The organism is Polymorphospora sp. NPDC051019 (assembly GCF_040683055.1).
Taxonomy (GTDB): domain Bacteria; phylum Actinomycetota; class Actinomycetes; order Mycobacteriales; family Micromonosporaceae; genus Polymorphospora; species Polymorphospora lycopeni.
In genome coordinates this window covers 1-1,312 of the sequence record NZ_JBFBCH010000054.1, presented here as the reverse complement: position 1 = coordinate 1,312, position 1,312 = coordinate 1, and the positions used below count along the sequence as shown (strand labels likewise).

Genomic DNA, 1,312 nt, shown 5'->3' with positions numbered 1-1,312 from the left:
TGGGCTTGACCCGGTTTGACGGACATCTGAGATCCGTGGGGCTGTGCGCCCTCGGGAAGAATGTTCATCATGGAAGGCATGGGGAGCAAGCCGCGTCGGCCGCGCAGGGCGTTCACGCCGGAGTTCAAGGCGGAGATCGTCGAGGTGTGCCGTCGGGGTGACCGCACGGTCGGTCAGGTCGCGAAAGACTTCGATCTGACCGAGACCGCGGTACGGGACTGGGTGAAACAGGCCGACCTCGACGCCGGTGCCCGTTCGGACGGGTTGACCAGTGCGGAGCGGGAGGAGTTGGCGCGGTTGCGTCGGGAGAACCGCCGGCTGCGTGAGGACGTCGACATCCTCAAACGGGCCACGGCTTTCTTCGTGAGGGAGACCCGGTGAACGTGTACCCGTTCATCGAGGCGGAGAAAGCGCGGCAGGGCAATGTGAAGCGTGCCTGTGAGCTGCTGGAGGTCTCCCGGTCCGCCTACTACCAGCACCGCACCACAGGCCTGTCGCCGCGGGCCCGCCAGGACATCGAACTCACCGAGCGGATCATCGCCGTGCACGACGCGTCCGCCAGCACCTACGGCGCCCCACGCGTGCACGCCGAGCTTCGCGCCCAGGGCCGGCGACACTCCCGCAAGCGGATCGCCAGGCTCATGGCCGCGGCCGGAAGGTGCGGCCGGACACCGAAACGGTGGCGCACGACCACCGTTGCCGACCCGACAGCGCCGGCGCGACCGGACCTGATCGGCAGGGACTTCACCACCGCCGCCACGGCGGTGAACACCCGCTGGTGCGGCGACATCACATACGTCCACACCCGGGAGGGCTGGCTGTACCTGGCCACCGTGATCGACCTGGCCTCCCGCCGGGTCGTCGGCTGGGCCACCGCCGACCACCTACGCACCGACCTACCCGCCCGGGCGTTGTCGAACGCCGTCGCCAGTCGCCGCCCCGACCGGCCGCTGATTTTTCACAGCGACCGCGGCTGTCAATACGGCAGCGCCCAGTACACCCGGTTGGCCGACCAGCACCGAATCCGCCTGTCCGTCGGACGCAAAGGCCAGTGCTGGGACAACGCCGTCGCCGAGTCGTTCTTCGCCACCATCAAGACCGAACTACTCCACCGCGAGACCTGGCCCACCCGCACCGCAGCCCACACCGCGATCTTCAACTGGATCGAGGGCTGGTACAACACCCGACGCCGTCACTCCACCCTCGGCTACCTCAGCCCCGCCGCCTACGAAGCCACCGCCCACACCAACACGATCAGCAAGGTAGCCTGACCAACTCATCGACCCTGTCCGTCAAATCGGGGCAAGACCAC

General features: G+C 68.0%; 2 protein-coding genes. Both read left to right on the top strand.

Going from position 1 to position 1,312, the window contains the following annotated elements; translation table 11 throughout:
• Positions 1 to 78 precede the first annotated feature (78 nt).
• Entirely contained in the window at positions 79 to 381 is a 303-nt protein-coding gene (locus tag AB0M79_RS36320) for a transposase (protein WP_364223371.1), read from the top strand.
• Entirely contained in the window at positions 378 to 1,271 is an 894-nt protein-coding gene (locus tag AB0M79_RS36315) for an IS3 family transposase (RefSeq protein ID WP_364223368.1), read from the top strand. The genes AB0M79_RS36320 and AB0M79_RS36315 overlap by 4 nt, the downstream gene beginning before the upstream one ends.
• The last annotated feature ends 41 nt before the right edge of the window (positions 1,272 to 1,312 follow it).

Bases quoted from the DNA above. Each gene is read 5' to 3' on its own strand.
- AB0M79_RS36320 (WP_364223371.1), top strand. From the start codon at position 79: ATGGGGAGCAAGCCGCGTCGGCCGCGCAGGGCGTTCACGCCGGAGTTC.